The organism is Sulfitobacter sp., from assembly GCF_039977885.1.
Lineage (GTDB): Bacteria > Pseudomonadota > Alphaproteobacteria > Rhodobacterales > Rhodobacteraceae > Sulfitobacter.
Map to the genome: position 1 here is coordinate 290,230 of NZ_JBDWCI010000020.1, position 18,649 is coordinate 308,878.

General features: G+C 57.1%; 20 protein-coding genes and 1 tRNA gene. 14 read left to right on the top strand and 7 right to left on the bottom strand.

All coding sequences use genetic code 11. The features are described from left to right. Window positions 1-48: 48 nt before the first annotated feature. Window positions 49-816 (top strand): YrbL family protein, encoded by a 768-nt coding sequence (locus ABJM03_RS15070; protein ID WP_348419146.1) that lies wholly within the window; start codon window positions 49-51, stop codon window positions 814-816. Window positions 817-942: 126 nt separating this feature from the next. On the opposite strand, the gene ABJM03_RS15075 is transcribed toward ABJM03_RS15070, so the two are convergent. Then, window positions 943-1,019: transfer RNA gene (locus ABJM03_RS15075), tRNA-Arg, on the bottom strand. A gap of 142 nt (window positions 1,020-1,161) precedes the next feature. Here ABJM03_RS15075 and ABJM03_RS15080 point away from each other — a divergent pair. Further along, entirely contained in the window at window positions 1,162-2,196 is a 1,035-nt protein-coding gene (locus ABJM03_RS15080) for a LacI family DNA-binding transcriptional regulator (protein ID WP_348418670.1), read from the top strand. Beyond that, on the top strand, window positions 2,196-3,425 hold the full coding sequence (locus ABJM03_RS15085) for a crosslink repair DNA glycosylase YcaQ family protein (RefSeq protein ID WP_348418671.1): 1,230 nt from the start codon (window positions 2,196-2,198) through the stop codon (window positions 3,423-3,425). Before ABJM03_RS15080 ends, ABJM03_RS15085 begins: the two co-directional genes overlap by 1 nt. Here the strand turns inward: ABJM03_RS15085 and ABJM03_RS15090 are convergent. Then, on the bottom strand, window positions 3,402-4,151 hold the full coding sequence (locus tag ABJM03_RS15090; RefSeq protein ID WP_348418672.1) for an IclR family transcriptional regulator: 750 nt from the start codon (window positions 4,149-4,151) through the stop codon (window positions 3,402-3,404). The genes ABJM03_RS15085 and ABJM03_RS15090 overlap by 24 nt on opposite strands. A 670-nt stretch (window positions 4,152-4,821) precedes the next feature. On the opposite strand from ABJM03_RS15090, the gene ABJM03_RS15095 reads away from it, so the two are divergent. The 6 genes from ABJM03_RS15095 (at window position 4,822) to ABJM03_RS15120 (ending at window position 10,761) form a co-directional block, all read left to right on the top strand. Beyond that, window positions 4,822-5,559, top strand: a complete 738-nt coding sequence (locus tag ABJM03_RS15095; protein WP_348418673.1) for an allophanate hydrolase subunit 1 — start codon at window positions 4,822-4,824, stop codon at window positions 5,557-5,559. Continuing rightward, window positions 5,556-6,584 (top strand): biotin-dependent carboxyltransferase family protein, encoded by a 1,029-nt coding sequence (locus ABJM03_RS15100; protein ID WP_348418674.1) that lies wholly within the window; start codon window positions 5,556-5,558, stop codon window positions 6,582-6,584. Before ABJM03_RS15095 ends, ABJM03_RS15100 begins: the two co-directional genes overlap by 4 nt. 1 nt (window position 6,585) lies before the next feature. After that, window positions 6,586-7,350: a 5-oxoprolinase subunit PxpA gene (locus tag ABJM03_RS15105; protein ID WP_348418675.1), complete on the top strand. Its 765-nt coding sequence runs from the start codon at window positions 6,586-6,588 to the stop codon at window positions 7,348-7,350. A 47-nt stretch (window positions 7,351-7,397) separates the two neighbouring features. Then, the gene (gene xylB, locus ABJM03_RS15110; protein WP_348418676.1) at window positions 7,398-8,837 is read left to right on the top strand and encodes a xylulokinase; all 1,440 of its coding nucleotides are present in this window, start codon (window positions 7,398-7,400) and stop codon (window positions 8,835-8,837) included. Beyond that, window positions 8,838-9,746: a glucokinase gene (locus ABJM03_RS15115; RefSeq protein ID WP_348418677.1), complete on the top strand. Its 909-nt coding sequence runs from the start codon at window positions 8,838-8,840 to the stop codon at window positions 9,744-9,746. It abuts the gene before it with no gap. 85 nt (window positions 9,747-9,831) lie between these two features. Next, on the top strand, window positions 9,832-10,761 hold the full coding sequence (locus ABJM03_RS15120) for a carbohydrate kinase (protein ID WP_348418678.1): 930 nt from the start codon (window positions 9,832-9,834) through the stop codon (window positions 10,759-10,761). 16 nt (window positions 10,762-10,777) lie between these two features. On the opposite strand, the gene ABJM03_RS15125 is transcribed toward ABJM03_RS15120, so the two are convergent. After that, a complete protein-coding gene (locus tag ABJM03_RS15125; RefSeq protein WP_348418679.1) occupies window positions 10,778-11,572 on the bottom strand; it encodes a manno-octulosonate cytidylyltransferase in 795 nt (264 codons plus the stop codon). Next, window positions 11,572-12,540: a KpsF/GutQ family sugar-phosphate isomerase gene (locus tag ABJM03_RS15130; RefSeq protein ID WP_348418680.1), complete on the bottom strand. Its 969-nt coding sequence runs from the start codon at window positions 12,538-12,540 to the stop codon at window positions 11,572-11,574. Before ABJM03_RS15130 ends, ABJM03_RS15125 begins: the two co-directional genes overlap by 1 nt. Before the next feature lie 200 nt (window positions 12,541-12,740). On the opposite strand from ABJM03_RS15130, the gene ABJM03_RS15135 reads away from it, so the two are divergent. Next, window positions 12,741-13,751, top strand: a complete 1,011-nt coding sequence (locus ABJM03_RS15135; protein ID WP_348418681.1) for an NAD-dependent epimerase/dehydratase family protein — start codon at window positions 12,741-12,743, stop codon at window positions 13,749-13,751. A gap of 45 nt (window positions 13,752-13,796) precedes the next feature. Here the strand turns inward: ABJM03_RS15135 and ABJM03_RS15140 are convergent, their stop codons facing one another. After that, window positions 13,797-14,558 carry a MipA/OmpV family protein gene (locus ABJM03_RS15140; protein WP_348418682.1) on the bottom strand — a complete coding sequence of 254 codons (762 nt, stop codon included), beginning with the start codon at window positions 14,556-14,558 and terminating at the stop codon, window positions 13,797-13,799. Between the two features lie 406 nt (window positions 14,559-14,964). Between ABJM03_RS15140 and ABJM03_RS15145 the strand changes: the two genes are divergently transcribed. Genes ABJM03_RS15145 through ABJM03_RS15160 form a run of 4 tightly spaced genes read left to right on the top strand, consistent with a single transcriptional unit; the run spans window position 14,965 to window position 17,571 of the window. Beyond that, entirely contained in the window at window positions 14,965-15,093 is a 129-nt protein-coding gene (locus tag ABJM03_RS15145; protein WP_348418683.1) for a hypothetical protein, read from the top strand. Between the two features lie 36 nt (window positions 15,094-15,129). Further along, the gene (locus ABJM03_RS15150) at window positions 15,130-16,413 is read left to right on the top strand and encodes an acyl-CoA dehydrogenase family protein (protein ID WP_348419147.1); all 1,284 of its coding nucleotides are present in this window, start codon (window positions 15,130-15,132) and stop codon (window positions 16,411-16,413) included. A 3-nt stretch (window positions 16,414-16,416) separates the two neighbouring features. Next, on the top strand, window positions 16,417-17,190 hold the full coding sequence (locus ABJM03_RS15155) for an SDR family oxidoreductase (RefSeq protein WP_348418684.1): 774 nt from the start codon (window positions 16,417-16,419) through the stop codon (window positions 17,188-17,190). A 9-nt stretch (window positions 17,191-17,199) separates the two neighbouring features. Next, window positions 17,200-17,571: a VOC family protein gene (locus ABJM03_RS15160; protein ID WP_348418685.1), complete on the top strand. Its 372-nt coding sequence runs from the start codon at window positions 17,200-17,202 to the stop codon at window positions 17,569-17,571. A 24-nt stretch (window positions 17,572-17,595) separates the two neighbouring features. Here the strand turns inward: ABJM03_RS15160 and ABJM03_RS15165 are convergent, their stop codons facing one another. Together ABJM03_RS15165 and ABJM03_RS15170 are read right to left on the bottom strand one after the other, a co-directional pair. After that, complete coding sequence (locus tag ABJM03_RS15165) at window positions 17,596-18,462, bottom strand: acyl-CoA thioesterase II (protein WP_348418686.1); 867 nt, start codon at window positions 18,460-18,462, stop codon at window positions 17,596-17,598. 9 nt (window positions 18,463-18,471) lie between these two features. Further along, window positions 18,472-18,639, bottom strand: coding sequence for a hypothetical protein (locus ABJM03_RS15170; protein ID WP_348418687.1), 168 nt, complete (start codon window positions 18,637-18,639; stop codon window positions 18,472-18,474). Window positions 18,640-18,649 lie beyond the last annotated feature (10 nt).

Consider the following 18,649-nt stretch of genomic DNA (forward strand, 5'->3'; position numbering starts at 1 on the left):
GGGCTGGCTCCATAATGTATCATTTCGAGCAATATCAACCTTGTGTGTATGTTTTTCAGGACGGCTTTTGGTTTGACGCGGCATTTTTCAAGTACTGTTTTCAAGGCTAATTTCGGGGTTGGTTACCATACAGCTCCGGTCCGGAATGCTGCCCAGATTGCGAGCGGGATCACTATTCTGGCCGCTCAGACCCCCATTGCCCAAGGCCGGGTTCGGCAAATCTGGGATCGCCCGGGCTACCCCGATCAAGTCCTCAAAACCATCCAACCCGGGAAGAGAGCGAAATTCGCCAAACGCAGCCGTCTGCGGCGCGCAGTCGATGATATTCGCTTTGGGCCTTACCGTACATTTCGCATCGAATATCGATATTACGCACGCACAGCCTTTAAATGCCTAAAAGCACAGCGCCCAAACCCGATCGCGGAAATGGGCGGGCTGATTGCGACGGATCAGGGGCTTGCCCAAATATGTGAGAAAATCACAGACGCATCAGGTGCGCTGGCCAGTACACTTAAAGTACTGATTGAAGCGAACGCTTTGGACGATCAAAAATTGCGCTGGCTGAACGAATGCATCGAAACACTTTTCGTTCTGAATATCAGCGTTCCCGATCTGAGCGCAGAGAACATCGTGTTCGACGAAGTACGGCAAAGGTGTCTGGTGGTTGACGGTTATGGTGACAAGGCCAAAATCCCGTTCCGTACGTGGATTGCCTACCTAAACCGCGCAAAGCTCGATTTCCGTATCTCCAATAAAATCGCAATCCCCGGTCGCTTGGAATGGGATTCTCAAACGAGAAGGTTCTTTCTTCCTTAAACAGTGAAATTCAAACTGTTTTTTAAGATCGATAGCCCCCGTCCCCAACGGGCCAAACTCTGGAAGCACACCGGATCGACCCTCCCAAAGTGTCGCACCTCAATCCTGCGCCATAAAGTCCGTTTTTGGTGACCCCGGCAGGATTCGAACCTGCAACCTGCCCCTTAGGAGGGGGCTGCTCTATCCAGTTGAGCCACGGGGCCGTCATCGGTTGGATACCCCAAACCAAACGCCTTATCCAGACCATTGAGCGTCGGCTAAAGGGTGAATTTGCGATCATCAATTGCCTGTCTTGCCGTGACCTACTACGCTAACGCAAGCATCAACAGCAGCAGGAACATCACCTTGTCCCAACCGTCCAAGCGCCCCCTCACCTTACGCGATGTATCCGAGGCCTGTGGCGTATCGGAGATGACCGTCAGCCGCGTCTTGCGAAAAAGCGGTGATGTATCGGCAAAGACGCGCGAGCGGGTGTTGGCCTCTGCCAAAGAGCTGGGGTATGTACCCAACCAGATCGCAGGATCATTGGCATCCCAACGCGTCAATCTTGTCGCTGTGATCATTCCCTCACTCAGCAATATGGTCTTTCCGGAAGTGCTCAACGGCGTGAACGAAGCTTTAGACGACACGCCCTTGCAGCCGGTTGTCGGTGTGACCGATTACCGGCCCGAAAAAGAAGAACAGGTGCTCTATGAGATGCTGTCATGGCGGCCATCAGGGGTGATTATTGCGGGGCTTGAGCATTCCGAAGCTACGCGCGCGATGTTGCTTAACGCCGGCATTCCTGTGGTCGAGATCATGGATGTAGATGGCAACCCTGTGGACGCTATGGTTGGCATAAGCCACCGCCAAGCTGGCCGCGATATGGCGCGGGCCATCCTGCGCGAAGGGTATGAACGGATCGGTTTTCTCGGCACCAAGATGCCCCTTGATCACCGCGCCCGCAAACGGTTCGAAGGCTTTACCGAAGCACTGGCCAAAGAAGGAATAGAAATCGAGGATCGTGCGTTTTATTCTGGCGGTTCTGCGCTGCTGAAGGGGCGTGAGATGACGCAGGACATGCTCGAACGCTCGCCTGATCTGGATTTCCTCTACTATTCTAACGACATGATCGGCGCAGGCGGCCTGCTGCATCTGCTGGACGAAGGCATCGACGTACCGGGCAAAATTGGCCTTGCAGGTTTCAACGGGGTCGAGCTGTTGGATGGTTTGCCACGTCAGTTGGCAACCACCGATGCGTGCCGCCGCGAAATCGGCATTGCTGCTGCGCAGATCATCCTCAACGCTTCCGGCAGCGAACCCGATCCAGACCAGCCCAAAGTCATCACCATGAAGCCTAACCTTTCGTTGGGCGACACATTGCGTCGAAAACAGCGCTGATGACGCTTCCACGCCTGTCAAATACGGCAGCGCGGCGGATATTTCTCGATCGCCATGCCTTGCTGGATCCGCCGCAAGGCTCTGCAAGCGGGACTGATCTTTTAGCCCTGATCGAGCGTTTGGGCTTTGTTCAGCTCGACAGCATCAATACGCTGGCCCGCGCCCACGACCTGATCCTTTTTGCGCGCAGACCAAGGTACAGGCCCGACGACCTGAAAGTGCTGTATGAGCGTGACAGCAAACTTTTCGAGCATTGGACCCATGATGCTGCTGTCATTCCCCTGTCCTTTTATCCACACTGGCATATGCGCCGCACCCGTGACGCGGCAAAGCTGCGGGGCCAGTGGCGCAACTGGCGTCGTGACGGATTTGAGGAGCAGTTCCAGACCGTGCTGGATCACATCCGCGACCATGGCCCCTGTGGAACTTCGGATGTTGGCAAGAATGAAAAACGCGGTTCGGGTGGCTGGTGGGACTGGAACCCGTCCAAAACCGCGCTGGAATATCTATGGCGCAGCGGCGCATTGCATGTGGTAGGCCGCGAAAAATTTCAGAAGCGCTATGATTTGACCGAGCGGGTGGTGGAACCGCATCTTTGGGCCCCCAACACAGCGCTCTCCGATGCTCAAACCATTGATTGGTGCTGCAACGGAGCATTGGACAGACTGGGCTTTGCCACCTCGGGCGAAATTGCAGCCTTTTGGGCGCATGCTACATCGGCCGAGGCAAAAGCATGGTGTACGGAAGAATTGGCCAAAGGCCGTATCGAAGAAATCGAAGTGACAGGGGCGGATGGCACACAAAAGCGCTGCTTTGCCCGGCCGGGTTTGCTTGATGACAAGGCGGCTGATTGCCCTGCCCCGCGACGCCTGCGCGTCCTCAGCCCCTTTGACCCCGCCCTACGCGACCGCAAACGGGCCAGCTTCCTGTTCGGGTTCGAATACCGGATCGAAGTCTTTGTCCCCGCAGCAAAGCGCATATTCGGCTACTACGTCTTTCCTCTTTTACAGGGGCAACAACTGGTCGGGCGCGTGGATATGAAAGCGTTTCGCGCCGAGGATACCCTGCGCATCCGTGCACTTTGGCCCGAGCCGGGCATAGCGTGGGGCAAGGGGCGTCAGCAGGCTCTTGAGGCGGAGTTGGACCGTATCATCCGTCTTGCCGGTGTGAGCAAAATCGAGTTCGAGGATGGTTGGCTCAGGCCATCAATTGATTACAAGCCCGGATAGCTCTTTTGCAACTTCCTGCAAACGCGGCAGATGGGATGTAAATTTATCCAGATCGGCGCGCGGCATGGGGCCATGCATCGAGAGCGTTGACATCAACCGGCCCTGGCTGTCCAACAGCGGCACCGCAATTGCAACCATCCCTTCCATGAATTCCTGATTATCGGTGGCGTAGCCCCGATTGCGCACAGCATCTATTTCTGCGCTCAGCAGCCTGGCATCGGTGATTGTGCGGTCTGTGTAGGATTCCAGCGTAACGATGCTGAGGTATCTAGCAAACAGACCCGGCTTGAGAGAGCTGAGATACATCTTGCCCGCGGCTGTGCAGTGAAACGGTACCTCTGTACCAACAGGCAACTGGATGCGCAGCGGCCATTCGGTCTCTGCCCTGTCGATATAGACCATGGCGTGGCGTTCGGGCATTGCAATATTGCACGTCTCGCCGACATCTTTTGCCAATGCGCTCAGCGCAGCCTGACGCACCATCCGGATGCGAGAGGTCGACAAGACAGAAGCCGCCAACCTGCGCAGCCGCGTCCCCGGCGCATAGGAGCGCCCGTCAATGTCGCGCTGTAAAAACCCCTCCTCCTCCAACGTATGAAACAGGCGGTGGATCGTCGGTTTCGGTAGGCCCAAAACTTCATTCGCGGACGTCGGTGTAACCGGCACACCGACCCGAGCCAGCTCTTCCAATAAAAAGAGTAGCCGCAAGTTCGTCGGGATTGTCATCTCAGATCTGCTCGCGTCATCAGGCATAGAGTCATGTCGTCCTTATTTGGCTAGCAAGCGCATCAGCGCCGTCTAATTAGTTAACGATACGATAATTCAGAAACTTATCAAAGCAACCAAATAGGGCTCGGGAGCCGCTAGCAAAGAAAAATAACACCCGGAAGTTGTTTCACTTACCACACAGGCCTTCAAAACTCAGGGCTATCAAAGACAGAAAAGCGCCGCGCGCGACCGCATAACAAAGGCAAAAAGAATCTGTCAGCCACTGGCACTGGCTCAGCCATTTCAGCAGAACCAGACGCCCAGCCTCTTTACCTTTTGCTGTCGAACAAAATGCACCCCTAGCGCACAGAACTGCGTTATTTCGCGGCTGTTGCCCTCATCAATCAGGCGCTGTTCAAAGCAATCCACCCTATCACCGAAAGCCCCATTGCCTTTGCCTCGACTGTCTGGTCTTTCTGCCGCAAAGGAGGCCTCAATGATCCTAGCCCAAGCAAACTGCTATCGCTGATGACGACACAATCCCTACACCTTACGTCGCAAAATACCGGCCAGCCACCAGCCATGGCCAGACCCGGATCCACTTCCCGGGCTGCCTTTTATCAGGGTGGTGCCTTTGCTACTTTCACCCGACACCCGCTCTCTAAACTCTGCAACAAGGTTTTGCATTATGGCTGAACTCCCCCGTATCCGTTACGTAGGCTTATCCGGCCTGCTCGTGCAATTCGGCACCGACATGAGCGAACCTGCCAACCGTGCCGCTATCGCATTTCGCGCCGCAGTCGATGCGCACAACTGGCCGGAAGTGCGCGAAACATCCACATCGCTTGTCTCGACTTTTATCAGCGTTGATCTGGCCGCCTGTGCCCCCGAGCCACTTGTCGAGAAATTGCAGGCCCTGCTGGAAACCCGGAACTGGCTCGAAAGCCCCCTGCCCGCGGGCAGGACCTTTTGGGAGATCCCCGCACTCTACGGCACCGACGCAGGCCCCCAATTAGAAGAGGCCGCCGAAGCTGCTGGTGTCTCGCCCGAGACCGCAATCGCCGAGCTGTCAGAGGCCCGGATGCGCGTGCTTACGCTGGGCTTCGCCCCCGGCCAACCCTACACCGGAGAGCTGCCACCCCATTGGAACATCCCCCGTCAACAAGCACTAACCCAATCGGTGCCCGCCGGCGCACTTGTGGTTGCAATCCGGCAACTCATTGTTTTTACCAACGCGACCCCTACCGGTTGGCGCCATGTGGGCCAGACCGCATTCCGCAACTTTCGTCCCGATAGCGATACGCCCATCGCCCTCTCACCCGGGGACGAGATTTGCTTCCGCTCGGTCAGTGCTGCGGAATACGCGCGCATCCAACAAAGCGATACCAGCGGCAATGGCGGCGCACAGCGGGAGATTTTGTCATGAGTGCGGTTCTTGAAGTTCTATCCTGCGGCCCTTCCATGACCGTACAAGACATGGGCCGTCCCGGTTTTCTGGCTCAGGGCATGACCCGCGGCGGGGCCGCCGACGTGCTGGCGCTGTTCGAGGGGGCTGCGCTGCTTGGCCAATCGCCCGATCTGGCCGCGCTCGAGATGGTCGGCATGGGCGGTAGCTTTCGCGCCACGGCAGACGTCCGCATCGCCCTGACAGGCGCACCAATGACTGCCACGCTGGACGGCGTACCGCTGGCGTGGAACGCAAGCCATCTGTTGCCTGCCGGCGCAACGCTCAATATCGGCGGCATCCGGACAGGTACCTATGGTTATTTACATGTCGGTGGCGGCTTTGACACCGCCGTTATGATGGGGGCCCGCGGCGCGCATCTAAGCGCCGGACTTGGAGCCGCGCTCGCTGCTGGTGATACTTTGCCTGTCGGGAATGATGTTGGCGATACCGTCGGGATGGTCTTGCCAATTGATGACCGCTTTGGCGGCGGTACGATCCGCATCACTCCGTCGATGCAAACAGATCAGTTCGACAGCGCGACGCAGGAACGGTTTACCTCTACTGCATTTCGCCGTGACGCCCGCGCGAACCGCATGGGCGTGCGGATGGATCATGATGGTGCCCCTTTCGAAGCGGCAGGCCAGCTGACCATCGTGTCGGATGTGATTGTCTCGGGCGATATCCAGATCACAGGCGACGGTGCACCCTTTGTCCTGATGTGCGAATGTCAGACCACCGGCGGCTATCCCCGCATCGGGACCGTACTCCCCTGCGATATGGCGCGGGTCGCTCAGGCACCGACCGGTGCGCCCATTTCGTTTCAATTCATCCCCTTTGACGAAGCCCGCCAGATCGAGCAACGCGCCACAACCGCCCGTGACGCGCTGAAATCTGCAATCACGCCATTGCTGCGCGACCCGGCAACCATCAAGGACCTGCTGTCCTACCAATTGATCAGTGGCGTGACCTCTGCCACCTCGGACCCTTTCGAACAGGAGACATAACATGCGAGTAGATTTGAACGCCGATATGGGCGAAAGCTTTGGTGCATGGCGCATGGGCGATGATGCAGCGCTTTTGCGCACCGTGACCTCAGCCAATATCGCCTGCGGGGGGCATGCAGGTGATGCCGATGTGATGGCGGCGACGATGGCATTGGCGCATGACGGAAACGTCGGCATCGGCGCACACCCCGGCTTCATGGATATCGCAGGCTTTGGGCGCAACCGCATGTCCGTGCCACGCGCCACACTACAGAACCAGGTCCGCTATCAGGTGGCGGCCAGCACCGGCATGGCACGCAGTGCCGGCGCACAGGTCCGGCATTTGAAACTGCATGGCGCATTGGCCAACATGGCCTCCGAAGACCCTGTGCTGGCCCGTGATCTGTACGAGGCCGCCCTATCTGTCGCGCCTGATTTGATTATCATGGTGCTTAGCTCAACCGCGCAGCAGCAAGCCGTTCAAGAGCTTGGCTGTTCGTGGGCCGGAGAGATTTTCGCCGACCGCGCCTATAATGACGATGCAACATTGGTTGATCGCAGCATAGAAGGCGCCGTGATCCATGATCCTGTGCGCGCAGGTAAGCGCATGGTCGAAATGGTAAAAGCCGGTGCGATCATCACCGAGTCCGGCAAACAGATTCCGACCGCGATTGATACCATTTGCCTGCATGGTGACACACCAACCGCAGTGCAAATCGCGCAGTCCGTGCGTGGCGCGCTAGAGACAGCGGGCATCACGGTGCAGACTTTTGACGGCCGCCGTTAGGACATTCCATCAATGACTTTTCTGGGCAAAAAACCAAAGGCAACTGTATGAGCTTTATCGGTCTGGATCTTGGCACATCATCGCTGAAGGCAGTGCTCATTGATGCCGATCAGAAAGTGCTGGCCGAGCATAGCGTGCCACTCAGCGGTGCCCGCCCGCAGGCTGGCTGGTCGGAACAGGCACCAGCGGATTGGGTCACCGCCACCGATACGGCGATGAAAGCACTGCGGGCACAGCACGATCTTAGTGATGTGCGCGGCATTGGCCTTTCGGGGCACATGCACGGGGCCACGATGCTGGATGCCGCGGACAATGTTCTGCGGCCCTGCATTTTGTGGAATGACACCCGCGCCAGCACCGAGGCGGCAAAGATGGATGCGGACCCACAATTCAGGGATGTCTCAGGCAATATCGTCTTTGCCGGTTTCACCGCCCCCAAAGTGGCATGGGCCAAGAACCATGAACCGCAACTGTTCGACCAGATCGCTAAGGTTTTACTGCCCAAAGACTACCTCCGCCTGACCCTAACAGGGGAGCACGTGGCAGAAATGTCGGATGCCGCTGGCACCAGCTGGCTTGATGTGGCCGCCCGCAACTGGTCCGATGATCTGCTGGCTGCAACAGGGCTGGAGCGCAGTCAGATGCCCCGCCTTGTTGAAGGCTCTGAGGTCTCAGGCACCTTACGGGATGCCTTGGCACAGCAATGGGGGCTGCCCAAAGGCGTGATCGTGGCTGGCGGCGGCGGCGATAATGCGGCCTCTGCGATTGGGGCTGGCGTTGTGGCCAAGGGCGATGCCTTTATCTCGCTGGGCACTTCGGGTGTGCTATTTGCCGCCAGCGATGCCTACCAACCGGATGCCACCAGTGCGGTGCATACCTTCTGCCATGCGGTGCCCGATACCTGGCACCAGATGGGCGTGATCCTTGCCGCCACGGATGCGCTGCAATGGCTGGCACGTCTTACCGGTCAGACCGCAGCAGAGCTTACTTCAGATTTGGGCGATCTCACCGCCCCCCAGCGGACGCTTTTCCTCCCCTATCTGGGGGGAGAGAGGACACCGCATAATGACACGCAGATACGCGGGCAATTCCTGCACCTCGATCACAACACCGATGCGCGCCAAGCTACCCGTGCCGTGCTTGAAGGGGTCGCATTTGCCTTTGCCGATTGCCATGCCGCGCTCCGCTCAACCGGCACCACAATCGAGCGGGCCATTGCCATGGGCGGCGGCGCAAAATCGAACTACTGGCTGCATGTGCTGGCCACGACTCTTGGCATCCCGTTGATGCTTCCGAAAGACGGTGATTTTGGCGCCGCATTGGGGGCTGCCCGTTTGGCGATTATGGCCGCAACCGGTGCCGGCCTCGAAGTGGCAAGCATGCCGCCAATTGCGCGCACAATTGATCCCGACACAACCCTTACAGCGGCCTTCACCGATACGCACGCCCGCTACCGTGAGGCCTATATTGCGCTAAAAAACCTCTAAATGCGCCTCATTGCAGATATTGGCGGGACCAATTCCCGCCTTGCACTGAGCGAAAGCGGGCAGGTTATCGACGGCAGTACACGGCAATATGTAAACGCTGATTGGGACAGCCTTTATGCCCTAATCGCTGATTTTCTATCTCACCACGCACGCCCCCAGATTTCCGAAGCCGTCGTGGCCGTCGCGGGACCTGTGCATGCAGACCATGCCGAGCTCACCAACTTTCACTGGTCCGTGGAGGCGGCGCAGTTGGCCGCCCTGATCGGCGCACCGAATGTGCGGCTTTTGAATGACCTTACCGCGCTGGGGTATGCCGCCCCAGAACTGCGCGATGACCAGCTGAAACTGATCAAATCAGGAAACCCGAAACAAAGCGCTGTTTCACAATCGCTTGTCGTAGGTATGGGCACAGGGTTCAACGTCAGTCCGGTTTTGCGTAGCGCGCATCAGGTAATCTGCCCCGCCGTAGAGGCAGGCCATATCGCCATGCCATACAGTATTTCAGCGCAACTTGGCGCACTTGCGCTTGCACCAGAGACCTTCCCCACGGTCGAGAGCCTGTTTTCAGGCGGCGGCCTGAGCAACTTTGTCCGCCATATGACGGGCCAGCCCGATCTCACCGGCCCTGCCATCATCGCGGCCTACGGCGATACCAAAATCGCTGTTGTCGTCGACCATTACGCCGCGCTTCTGGGCATACTGCTGCGGGAATTATCATTGGCTTATATGCCATCCGCGGGGATCTACCTTGCTGGAAGTGTGGCGCGTTCACTCATGTCTGTCGCCGCTGGCCCCTGCATGCGGGCTTTTGAGCGCAATGCCAGCAGCCTGTTGCACCCTCATATACCGATCTGGACCATCAATGACGACCTTGCGGCACTCACCGGATGCGCAAAATTCGAGATGTAAGCGACACGTAGCACTGATTGCGCTAACAGCCACACTGCTATAAAGGGTTCACCCTATCCGCATTGTGCTTTTGAAAGGCGACCAAATGATTGTGTGTTGTGGCGAAGCCCTTATTGATATGATTCCCACAGGGGATGCCGAGGCAGGTCAAAGCCTTACGCCCCATGCAGGTGGCGCAGTCTTCAACACGGCCATCGGGCTTGGCCGGTTGAGCGTCAAGGCAAGCTTTCTGTCGGGCGTATCCAATGATCTGTTCGGCAAAATTCTTGCGACTCGCCTCGAAGAAAGCCGCGTGGCCACTGACCTGCTGATCCGCTCGGACCGGCCCACAACCCTCGCCTTTGTCGAGCTTGAGGACGGTCAGGCATCTTATGTTTTCTACGATGAAAACACCGCTGGCCGTATGTTGGACCCGAACGCCCTGCCTGACGTGCCTGACACAGCAGATGCAATGTACTTTGGTGGCATCAGTCTGATTAACGCGCCCGCAGCCGATTTCTATGTCGCCCTTGCCCAGCGTGAAAGCGCGCAGCGGGTTATCGTATGTGACCCGAACATCAGAGCCAATTTCATTAAGGATGAGGCAGCTTACCGCGCGCGGCTCGAAAAGCTGATCGCGGTTGTTGATATTCTCAAGGTCTCAGACGTTGATCTGGATTGGTTGGTGCCCGGACCTGCAAGCCATCTGGAAAAAGCAGCCAGCTTGCGCGGTGCCGGTCCCAGCATTGTTGTCCTCACCCGAGGCAGCGACGGTGCCTGCGCTGTGTTTGGTGAAAACGAAATTGTCGAAGTGCCCATTGAAAAAGTTCAGGTCGCCGACACCGTTGGCGCGGGCGATACTTTCAATTCCGGTTTTCTGGCTCATCTGTCAAAAGAAGGCCTGCTGAAAAAAGACGGGATCAAAAACCTTGCCGCCGACGACATCCAGGCGGCACTGCGCCTTGGCGCAAAGGTGGCGGCGGTTACTGTCTCACGCGCAGGGGCCAACCCGCCATGGCTGCACGAGTTGAGCTGAGCCCTGAGGCGATCTTTTAAAGATCGGCCTTCAGGATGGATTCGATCCGCTCGACATCGCCGGGGTTGTTAAGCTCCCAAAACACGCGACCCCGGCCTTCGACCTCAACGCATAGAATATCTGTGCCGTTCTCGAGAAACCGAAGCTGCTCCAACCCCTCGTGGCGCTCGAGCCGCCCCTCTGACCATGTCGCATATTCCGCTAGGGCAGCGGGCCGGTACGCATATAGGCCAACGTGGTGGAACACTTCGCCCGCGGCATCAGCTTCCTTTGCCGGCGCGATATAGGGCAGCACTTCCTTGCTGAAATAGAGTGCGCGGTTGTTGCGGTCGAATACAGCCGTTGTGCCGCCAACCAATCCTGCGGCGCGATCCGCGCGAAAATGCGCATAGGTTTCCGCATCACATTTCACGACAGGCGTGGCCACCGGCGCATCGGGTGCAGCAGCCATGGCCGCGATCAGGTCTTCGACAAACCACGCCGGTGTCAGCGGCGCGTCCCCTTGCAGGTTCACAACCAGATCAGCCTCAAACGCGCCAGCAAGTGCTGCCTCGGCGCAGCGGGCAGTCCCGTTTTCACAGCTTTCGGAGGTCATAATAACCTGTGCGCCAAATGCTTCGGCAGCCTGCTTAATGCGGTCATCATCTGTGGCGACAAACACACCGTCTACGCCCTTCACCGCCATCGCGGCGTTCCAGCTCCGTTCGATCAATGATTTTGCGATGCCATCATGGCCCGTTAGCGTGACCAGCGGCTTGCCGGGATAGCGGGTCGAGGCATAGCGGGCGGGAATTACGATAACAGTTTTCATTAAGCGACTCCTGCGCGCAAGCAATCATTCACACGCAACAACCCGACGGGCCTGCCTGTATCATCTACCACCACAAGAACGGTGATCTTATTGTCATTCATCACGGCAAGCGCTTTGGCGGCGAACATATCGGTCGGGACCGTCTTGGGGTTGCGCGTGGCGACTTCACCGGCGTTGCGCGTCCCCAGATATTGAATATTGCGGCGCAAATCCCCGTCCGAGATCACCCCCAAAAGCTTGCCATCCTCGATCACGCAGGCAAGGCCGAAACCCTTTTCACCCATTTTGAGCATGGTCTCTTGCATGTCTGTCTCAGGTGCCACGACCGCCATAGAATCCGCATCATGCATCAGCTGATGCACCAGCGCCAACTGCGCACCCAGCTTGCCACCCGGATGATAGGTGCGAAAATGCTCGGACAAAAACCCGCGCTGCTCCATCAAAGCCATCGCCAGCGCATCCCCCAAGGCAAGCGCCATCGTTGTCGACGTGGTCGGCGCGATGCCACTGCCCGCCTCAGGCTCTTGCGGCAGGGTCAGCCGCAGATCGGCCGCGCGCATCAATGTGCTGTCTGGTTTGCTGCTCATCCCGATCATGGGGATCGAAAAGCGGCGGGTGTGGTTGATCAGATCACCCAGTTCGGATGTCTCGCCGGAATTGGACAGCAACAGACACAGATCGTCCTGTGTCACCATCCCAAGGTCGCCATGACTCGCCTCGGCGGGATGCACAAAATACGCAGGCGTCCCCGTCGAGGCCAAGGTTGCGGCGATTTTGCGGGCAATGTGACCCGACTTGCCAATCCCCGATAGAATGATGCGGCCCTTAATCCCCAGAATACTATGGACCGCTGCAACAAAATCATCTGGCAGGTTCTGCGCCATCCGGACAAGCGCACTGCCCTCCTGCTCTAGCACCTGCGCTGCGGTGGCAAGGATCGTATCACTGGCAACAATCTGATCAGGCATGGCTCTCTTTCCATATGGTTCGGCCTGCACGTGATGTACGCGGCGGTGCCGGATGCCGCAAGGCTAGGGCCCTACTTTCACTATTGCTCTATGCCGGTGACGTGATCCACGCAAATCACCCGTGATCGCTTTGCCGGTTGAGCGCCCTCCCTCCAACGGTATAACGCTAGGCAACACACGCGACATCAAAGGACCTTCCGATGAAAACTGCCCTTGTCACAGGCTCATCCGGCTTTATCGGCTATTTCGTCGCGCAAGCGCTTCTTGATGCGGGATGGCGTGTGGTTGGTGTCGACAGCATGAGCGATTATTACGATGTCACGCTGAAACAAGCGCGCCTTGACCTGCTGCTTGCTCAAGACGGGTTCACCAACGTCAAAGGTGAAATCCAGCAACAAGGGCTGCTGGCTGATCTGTTTGCCGCGCACAAACCTGCGCTTGTGGTGCATTTGGCCGCTCAGGCCGGTGTGCGGTATTCCCTCGAAAATCCGATGTCCTATTTTCAAACCAACCTCGGCGGGACATTGCAGCTACTCGAAGCCGCACGCGCGCATTCGCCTGCGCATATGCTTATGGCCTCCAGCTCGTCGGCATACGGTGCCAATAGCCAGATGCCCTACCGCGAAGATATGCAGGCGGATCATCAAATGTCGCTTTATGCGGCGACTAAGAAATCAAGCGAGAACATCGCACATAGCTATGCGCATCTGTTCTCACTGCCCATCACGATGTTCAGATTCTTTACTGTTTACGGCCCGTGGGGACGTCCCGACATGGCCCCGCATAAATTCACCTCACGGATATTGGAAGGGCGTCCGATAGACGTCTACAACCACGGACATATGCGCCGCGACTTCACCTATATCACCGATCTGGTGAAGGCGATTATGCTGCTCATTGACGCCGTGCCCGACCCCAGCACCGCGCAAGGCAAACACCCCAACGACAGCCTGTCGCCCGTGGCCCCTTACCGTGTTGTGAATATCGGCAATTCCGACGCCATTCCGCTGCTTGATTTCATCAAGGCGATTGAGAGTGCTACAGGCATGGATGCAGAAATGAACATGATGCCTATGCAGCCCGGTGATGTGCCTGCCACCTGGGCAGATGCCAGCCTGCTTAAATCACTCACCGGGTATGTGCCGCATACCCCCGTAAAAGACGGCGTGGTAGAATTTGTGAAGTGGTATCGTGACTACTATGCAATCTAGGGCAAATCATCAACCAGACCGACAAACGCGATCTGGCCGGATGTCTTAGAAGTTCAGGTTGAAGACCCGCGAGATGCCAAGGCGCACCCGGAATTGATCGTCAGAGCCGCTGCGCGTGATGGGGCTGTCGCCTGCATCGTTGAGCAGCTTCTCATAGCTTACCGCCCCTTCAACCGCCCACTTGTCGTTGATGAAGTAGGAACCGGTCACCTCAAGGCCACCACCCAGAATGCCACCATCGGCATCAAAGCTGTCAAAGTTTGCAGTGCCACCTGTTGGCACACCAAAATAGGTATCTGCAAATTCATCATCGCCAAAGCTCATCCGCGGACCTGCAGTGAACAACCAGCGTTCACTTGGGCGAAAGATAAAATCAGCGCCCACCGTACCGGTAAAGCCGCTGTGACCGGTTACACCTCTGCGCGCTTCAGCATAGATCATCCAATCGGTCTCTTGATATTTTGCCCGCAAGCCGAGTTCGACTGCTGTGTCGATATCATCCAGACCTTCCAGATCAGAGCTGTCATCGGAATCGCGATCACCGATCACGCGAAAGGCAGGGCTGATGGAAAAGCCGTTTTTCGGCGCAGCACGTGCACCTTCACCAAGGTTAATGCCGCCGAACTTCAGGGAGCCAAAGGTAAAACCGATATCAGGTGCTGCTTCAAAATCGTCCGAACCGGGGTAGTCGGGAATAGCCGAAGCGCCAACACGCAAAGAAAAACTAAGCGAGCGTTCCTGCGCCGCAGCGGGCAAAGCAGCGGCAAAAGCTGCCACAGTCAGGCAAGAAGCAAGAAACAAACGCATTAAGAGAACTCCGGTAAAAGCGGCCAAAACCGTAAAGGCCGCAAGGGTTACGTACAAATACGATACTAGCCACGCCACGTATACGGGGAATACACAATATCGTGCGACTAGAGACGCAGAAGACACAGTTGGAAAAGCCGCCAATGGCACCGGCACCAACCCGCCCCCACCACCATGCGGTGGTTCCTGTCAACAATGCGTAAACACCTTAAAAATTTGCCAGCTACACCACATTGATCAAAGCGCCAAACCCACCCCCTCACCTGCTACCCATTTTGCGAAATGAGGTTCTGCACTGCGGTATTGGCAGATCGCAGCTTTGAGCCTAGTCTGCTTTGAAAGCACGCCGTGATCGTCATGCAACGACCTGTGGCACCGCTGACTTGGGAGGGTCGGGAAGCTTCAGATGAGCAACACAACAAACTCTGCACAGCGCAACTGCGCGGCCATCGCCGGGTCGAGCAGGAACATGGGTTTGAATGAAGGCGTCAACGCTTTTGTCGAGAAACGCAAACCCGAATGGGTGAACCAATAACTCAGGAGGCATCCAATGCCCGACACGCCAATGGAAATGAACAATCTTGCCATGTCCGAAAAGGCCAAGCTATTGCTGGCCGCAGTCATCAAACATATCCGTGAAAACGTGGACCCGATGACGGATGAGTTTTTTCGCCTCGGTGAGGGCCGCGCAGACCGCTGGTCCTATGCGCCCGGTCAGCTTGAGCTATTGGAAGAGGCCAAACAAAAAGCACGCGATGCAGGGCTTTGGAATTTCTTCCTGCCCAACGCTGAAACCGGTGAAGGCCTTAGCAATCTCGATTATGCCTATATCGCTGCCGAGCTGGGCAAAAGCCCGCTGGCCCCCGAGACATTGAACTGCAATGCGCCCGACACAGGCAATATGGAGGTACTGGAGCGTATCGGCACCCCTCAGCAAAAAGAACAATGGCTCACCCCCCTGCTTGCCGGGGAAATCCGTAGCGCATTCGCGATGACCGAGCCGGATATGGCGTCATCGGATGCCAAGAATATCTCGACGTCGGCGGTGCTCGAGAATGGCGAGTGGGTCATCAACGGGGAAAAATACTACATCTCCGGCGCAGGTGATCCGCGCTGTAAAATCATGATTACCATGGTCAAAACTTCGCCCGCCGCAGAGCCGTTTCGTCAACAATCCCAAATCCTTGTGCCCATCGACACGCCGGGGGTAGAGATTGTCGGCCCCATGCATGTTTTTGGTCATGACGACGCCCCGCACGGCCATATGCATATCAAATTCACCAACGTGCGCGTACCCGAAAGCAATATCTTGTGGGGGGAGGGTCGCGGCTTTGAAATCTCGCAAGTGCGGCTTGGACCAGGCCGGATACACCACTGTATGCGCTCCATTGGCGCGGCCGAAAAGGCGCTGGACCTGATGATTGAACGCGGCCTGTCACGCGAAGCCTTTGGCAAGAAGATCATCAATCTGGGCAAGAACATGGAAACCATCTCGCGTGCCAAGATCGAAATCGAATCCATGCGTCTGCTGGTCCTCAAAGCAGCCAAAGCAATGGATGTGCTGGGCAATAAAGAAGCGCGCATCTGGGTGAGTATGATCAAGGCAAAAGTGCCCGAGCAGGTCTGTGATATCATTGATCAGGCCATGCAGGTGCACGGTGCCACGGGGATCTCCCAATGGTCGCCTTTGTCGGGGATGTATACCGCCCAGCGCACGCTGCGTTATGCGGATGGCCCTGACGAGGTCCACCATCACGTCATCGCCCGCAACGAGGTCAAAGAATACCAGCAAAGCAACGCCCGAACCACAGCAGCACGCAGCGAAATTGCGACAGGGCGCACAAGGCGGGGCTGACAGATGGAGCTTCAAGGCAAGATCATCGTCGTGACAGGGGCCGCTTCGGGTATTGGGCGGGCCATGTGCCAACGCTTTGCCAAGGAAGAGCCTGCACATATTGCCTGCGTAGACCGCGACCTCGCAGGCGCGCAGGAAACGGCAGATATCGTAGGCGGGACAGCATACCACGTGGATGTTTCGGTCAAGGCACAGATCACAGACATGATCGATAAGGTCGAGGAAGAAGCAGGGCCAATCGACCTGTTCTGCTCCAACGCCGGTATTATGATTGACGGCGGTGTGGAGGTGGAAGACGACGACTGGCAGCGCATTTGGGACATTAATGTAATGGCCCATGTCTGGGCTGCACGCCATCTGGTCCCCCTTATGTCAGCCCGCGGTGGGGGCTACCTGCTGAATACCGCCTCCGCAGCTGGCCTGCTTAACCAGATCGGTTCAGCCCCTTACGGCGTGACCAAACATGCGGCTGTTGGCCTCGCTGAATGGCTGGCGCTCAGCTATGGCGATCTGGGCATCAAGGTTTCGGTGCTATGCCCCCAAGCCGTCCGCACGGAGATGACCCGCGACCTTGAGGATCATGTCGCTGCCATTGACGGTATGATGGAACCCGGTCCTGTCGCGGATGCCTGTGTCACAACAATCCGTGAAGAGGGGTTTCTAATCTTGCCGCATAAAGAAGTAGAGACCTACATGCGTCATAAAACCAGCAACTACGGCCGCTGGATCGGCGGAATGCGCAAGCTAAACCGTCGCTTCGGCCCAATCGAAAGATAGGAAAAGACTATGATCGGCTACACTACAATCGGCGTCAAAGACATCGAGAAAGCAAAGAAATTCTACTGCGATCTGTTTGCGGAGCAGGGCGGCAAAGTTGCAATGGATGTCGGCCGCATTGCCTTTGTAAGCACAGATAAAGGCGGTCCAATGCTTGCCGTTTGTGAGCCATTCGACAAGAACGATCCACAGCCGGGCAACGGCACGATGGTTGCCTTTGGCATGGACGAAAAACCACAGGTTGATGCCATGTATGCCCGTGCGATCGAATTGGGCGCAACCGATGAAGGTGAACCCGGCCAGCGTATTCCCGATCAATTCTACGGTGCCTATGTGCGCGACGCCGACAATAACAAGCTTTGCTTCTTTGTCTTTGGCTAACGCCACATAACCAAAGACCCGAACTCAGCGTTTCTTGAGAGGGCGAACCAGACCTTCTTGGGCAACGCTGGCAACCAAAGTGCCGTCGGCACTATACATGGCCCCGCGGTTAAATCCGCGGGCCTTTCCCGTCCAAGGGGCATCCAGATCATACAGATGCCAATCGCTGAAATCGATAGGGGCATGGAACCACATTGCGTGGTCAAGGCTCGCACTCATGACGCTGCCCTGAAACCATGTCAGGCCATGCGGACGCAGCGAAGATCCAAGCAGGTTCATATCCGAGGCATAGGCCAGCAAACAGTGCTGCATCTGCGGCCCCTGCCCCTTTGCGGCCTCCATTCGGAACCAGAGCTGATTGCGGTCAGTTGTTTTCTCGGGGGTAAAGAAATCGCGCGGCGCAATTTCGCGCAGCTCGATCGGGCGCTCCCGCAGGAAATCCGACCGGTATTCGGCCGGTATCTTGTCCACCTGCGCTATGCGCAGCGCATCGCGATTGGGCCATTGCTCTGGGCTGTCGACCTTTGGCATCGGGTGCTGGTAATCCCAGCCTTCCTCGTCGATGTGAAAAGACGCGGATAGGTTAAATATCTGCTTACCATGCTGAACCGCCACAACGCGGCGGGTGGTAAAGCTCCCCCCGTCACGGGCACGGTCCACTTGATAGATAACCGGAACATCCGGATCACCGGGCCGGATGAAATACGCATGCAAAGAATGGCAAAGACGGTCCGGCACCGTTCGGTAGGCCGCCATCAACGCCTGAGCGATCACGTGACCGCCAAAGATGCGCATGGATGTCTCGCCTCCTGATCCGATGCCTCGAAACAGATCCACCTCGAGCTGTTCGATATCCAGAAGGTCCAGTAATTGATCGGCGGCAGTGCTCATGAAGGGACCTCAGAAATTGGCCTGTGCATTTGCAAAGGCGACAAGAAAATCAACGCGTATGATACCCGACACAGGGCCACAGCGCACCATGCAGTCAATGTCCCTACCCAACAATCGCTTTTTGATCCAAACCTCAAGCCTTTTACCCGACACCGCAGCCAAGCCCGCCCGGATCATGGATCATTCC